Source organism: Flavobacterium sp. (assembly GCF_044361065.1).
Classification (GTDB): Bacteria; Bacteroidota; Bacteroidia; order Flavobacteriales; family Flavobacteriaceae; genus Flavobacterium.
On the sequence record NZ_JBIKJI010000188.1, the window covers coordinates 1 to 3,394 of the forward strand.

The 3,394-nt window shown below is 31.4% G+C and carries 2 protein-coding genes and 1 pseudogene; 1 reads left to right on the forward strand and 2 read right to left on the reverse strand.

Features of this window, described 5'->3' with window-relative positions:
- Positions 1-137: 137 nt before the first annotated feature.
- Positions 138-1,166 carry a proline iminopeptidase-family hydrolase gene (locus tag ACIQ11_RS09630; protein WP_396154415.1) on the reverse strand — a complete coding sequence of 343 codons (1,029 nt, stop codon included), beginning with the start codon at positions 1,164-1,166 and terminating at the stop codon, positions 138-140.
- A gap of 1 nt (position 1,167) precedes the next feature.
- A complete protein-coding gene (locus tag ACIQ11_RS09635) occupies positions 1,168-2,943 on the reverse strand; it encodes an AMP-dependent synthetase/ligase (protein ID WP_396154417.1) in 1,776 nt (591 codons plus the stop codon).
- A gap of 111 nt (positions 2,944-3,054) precedes the next feature.
- On the opposite strand from ACIQ11_RS09635, the pseudogene ACIQ11_RS09640 reads away from it, so the two are divergent.
- A pseudogene (locus ACIQ11_RS09640) lies at positions 3,055-3,394 on the forward strand (LTA synthase family protein); the annotation flags it as partial.

Below are 3,394 nucleotides of genomic sequence, written 5' to 3' on the forward strand. Positions count from 1 at the left end.
TCTGTTTTAATTACTACCAACTCGTTTATATATCTGAAAAATATCAGTATTATCTTTTCCCAAAGTTAATAAATCAATTCCAATATTCTTTGTAGAATGTTTCCTACAAAAATGTGAGAAGTTTTTATATTTTAAAATTACAATTTCTTCTCATCCACATCCTTTAAAAACTGAATTACACCTGTAAAATACGTTTCTTGGTCGTCGTATTGTGATAAATGGCTGCCGTTTTTACAAAATAAAAAGCGTCCGTTTTGTACTTGTGTTGCCATCCATTTCATATGTTCAGGATCCATAGTGTCGTATTTTGCACCAATGGTTAAGGTAGGAACGGTCAATTCTTTTATTCGTTTGGATACATCCCAGTTTTTAATATAGGCATCACCTGTAATACCAAATTCGCTATAGCCTTGCATAGAAATATACACTTCAGAGTTAATGTGTTTGAAACATCTGGTAATGGATTCAGGCCATTCTTTTTGTGGTTTTCTTAAAATATGTTGGGTGTAATAATGTTCAAAAAGCAATTCCGTATAACGTGGATTGGCAAAATCATTATTTTTTTCCAACTGCATAATTTCGTTATATACGTCTTTGTTCAATTGTGGACCCAATACTTCCTTAGCATATTTGTTATACAACGGAATGCTTGAAACCATATTAGAAATAATCAATCCTTTTAAATTTTTCTGATATTTTAAGGCATAATCCATCGCTAAAATCCCACCCCAAGATTGTCCTAAAATGTAAAAATTGTCTTTGTTTAAACCAAGTGCTATGCGTACTTGTTCCACTTCTTCTACAAAGCGTTCATTTGTCCAAAGCGATTTGTCTTTTGGCTGGTCGGAATAATACGAACCCAATTGGTCGTAATAAATAAATTCGATGCCTTCTTTTGGAAAATAGCCTTCAAAAGATTCGTATAATTCGTGCGTTAAACCAGGTCCGCCGTGTAAAAGCAATACTTTTATTTTCGGGTTGTTCCCAAATCGTTTTGTCCAAACTTTAAAAGTGCCTTTAGGTGTTTTTATCGGAATCATTTTAATACCACCCGTGTATTGGTCTGCTTTTGAGTCAAAGGTGTGGTAGGTCTGTAACGAAAAATCTTCGCTCTTTTTACAAGAAAAAAAAGCGAAGATTAACGTAATGAAAATATATTTTTTCATACTAAGAGTTGTAAATTTTATCGTAAAGGGTTTGGTATTTCTCTTTGATTATTTTACGTTTTAATTTCATTGTTGGTGTTAAATGCCCTGCATCAATTGACCATAAATCGGGTGTTAATTCAAAACGTTTTACTTGTTCCCAATTACCAAATTTTTTGTTGGCTTCATCAATATCTTCTTGAATTCGTGCAATAACTTTTGGATTGTTACAAAGGTCTTCGTTAGAATTTCCTATATCAATATTATGTCTGATTGCCCATTCTTTTACAAAATCAAATGCCGGTTGAATGAAAGCCGCAGGCATTTTTTCGCCATCGCCAATAACCATAATTTGCTCAATAAAACGAGATTGTTTGAATGAATTTTCTAATACTTGTGGCGCAACATATTTACCTCCAGACGTTTTAAACATTTCTTTTTTACGATCTGTGATTTTTAAGAAGCCATCGGCATCAATTTCACCAATATCGCCCGTATGGAAATAACCGTTTTTAATTACTTCTGCGGTTTGTGCTTCGTCTTTATAATACCCAATCATTACGTTTGGTCCTTTACAAAGAATTTCGCCATCTTCAGCAATTTTAACTTCAACGTTTTCAATTACTCTACCAACAGTTCCAATTCTGAAACCGCCATTTCGCATATCGTTTACAGAAATTACTGGAGACGTTTCAGTTAATCCGTAACCTTCCATAACCGGAATTCCAGCTGCTGTAAATACTTTGGTTAAACGCGTTTGAAGTGCCGCACTTCCAGAAACTAACATTTCCAATTCGCCACCTAAACCTTCTTGCCATTTAGAGAAAATTAATTTTCTGGCAATTCCTAATTTGAAGTTATAAAAGGCACCATTTTCATTATACGGTTTGTAATTCATACCTAAATCTAATGCCCAAAAGAATAATCGCTTTTTAATTCCTGTTAAATCAGCACCTTTTGCGTAAATTTTATCGTATACTTTTTCTAAAAGTCTTGGTACAACTGACATTACGTGCGGATGTACTTCTTTTAAATTGTCAGATATTTTTTCAATACTTTCAGCAAAATAAATAGATATTCCACCATATTGATACAAATACGTTAACATTCTTTCGAAAATATGGCAAATCGGTAAGAAACTCAATGCACGCGTACTTCCTTTTCGTAATGGCATTCTTTTATCTGAGTTTAATACATCAGAAACAATATTATCGTGCGTAAGCATTACACCTTTTGGTCGACCTGTAGTTCCTGAAGTATAAATTATAGTTGCTAAATCAGAAGGTAAAACGGCATCTTTACGAGCTTCTACGTCATTTTGATTTGCGGTATCGTTACCTGTTTCTAATAAATCACTCCATTTTTTACAACCAGAAATTTCGTTAAACGAATAAATATCTTGTAATAATGGAATATTAGCGTGTACTGCTTTTAATTTATCGTATACTTCTTGGTCGGATACGAAACAGTATTTTGCTTCGGAATGATTTAAAATATATTCGTAATCTTCAGAAGAAATTGTTGGATAAATAGGAACGTTTTGTGCTCCAGTTTGTAAAATTCCAATATCTGAAATGTGCCATTCTGTTCTATTGTTTGAAGAAATGATAGCAATTTTATCATTTTTTTCAACACCTAAATGTAATAAAGCTCTTGATAAAGCATTGGCTTTATTGATGTATTCTTGTGTAGAAGTTTTAATCCAATCAGAACCATTTTTAGTTACCAAAGCATCTGGTAAGTTGAATTTTTCTAACTGATAATAAGGAAAATCAAAAAGTCGTGTTACATTTTTCATATAAAAAGTTTTTTTTTAAACTGCAATTTATAAAAAAATAGAACTTTATAAAAATATTTCATCGAAAAACTTTGAATATTGTTAATTTTGCATCAATTAAATATTAATTAAATGAAATCATTTTTCAGATTAAGCGAATACAGCGTGTTGTTTTACAGAATAGCTTTGGCGTATTTGTTTTATTTTATAGCTCGAATTTTATTCTACACCTATAATTACGATATTTTGGATGTAAATTCAGTAACTGAGTTTTTACAGATTTCGTATCACGGTTTGGTTTTTGATACTACGGCTATTTTATATGTAAACGGACTATTTATTTTATTGTCTACTTTACCATTTTTTATAAATACAAAACCGAAGTATCAAAAAGGATTGTTTTATTTGTATTTCATTTCAAATTTATTTTTTTACGCCTTTAATTTTGTCGATTTAATTTATTACAAATACA

What these genes read in the sequence shown, in the direction of transcription:
- ACIQ11_RS09630 (WP_396154415.1), bottom strand. Translation starts at nt 1,166, where the DNA reads ATGAAAAAATATATTTTCATTACGTTAATCTTCGCTTTTTTTTCTTGT.
- ACIQ11_RS09635 (WP_396154417.1), bottom strand. Translation starts at nt 2,943, where the DNA reads ATGAAAAATGTAACACGACTTTTTGATTTTCCTTATTATCAGTTAGAA.